The sequence below is a fragment of the Caballeronia sp. AZ10_KS36 genome (assembly GCF_023631105.1).
Taxonomy (GTDB): Bacteria; Pseudomonadota; Gammaproteobacteria; order Burkholderiales; family Burkholderiaceae; genus Caballeronia.
In genome coordinates this window covers 1-482 of the sequence record NZ_JALQDQ010000074.1, presented here as the reverse complement: position 1 = coordinate 482, position 482 = coordinate 1, and the positions used below count along the sequence as shown (strand labels likewise).

Annotated in this window: 1 protein-coding gene; it reads left to right on the top strand. The window is 67.2% G+C overall.

The window, feature by feature from the left end; translation table 11 throughout:
* Positions 1 to 482: FAD-dependent oxidoreductase (locus NCR35_RS29780; protein ID WP_250537461.1), on the top strand; the 482-nt coding region annotated here is incomplete at both ends.

The following is a 482-nucleotide window of genomic DNA, read 5'->3' as shown; positions in this document are numbered from 1 at the left end:
TTGCCGCGTCGGCGCTTCGACGTGGTGATCGTGGGCGCGGGCGGCTCGGGCATGCGCGCGTCGCTGCAGCTCGCGCGCGCGGGCCTGTCCGTCGCGGTGCTCTCCAAGGTATTCCCGACGCGCTCGCATACCGTGGCCGCGCAAGGCGGCATCGGCGCGTCGCTCGGCAACATGAGCGAGGACAACTGGCACTACCACTTCTACGACACGATCAAGGGCTCCGACTGGCTCGGCGACCAGGACGCGATCGAGTTCATGTGCCGCGAAGCGCCCAATGCGGTCTACGAGCTGGAACACATGGGCATGCCGTTCGACCGCAATCCGGACGGCACCATCTATCAGCGTCCGTTCGGCGGCCACACCGCCAACTACGGCGAGAAGCCCGTGCAACGCGCGTGCGCGGCTGCTGACCGCACGGGTCACGCGTTGCTGCACACGCTGTATCAGCAGAACGTCGCGGCCAAGACGCACTTCTTCGTCGA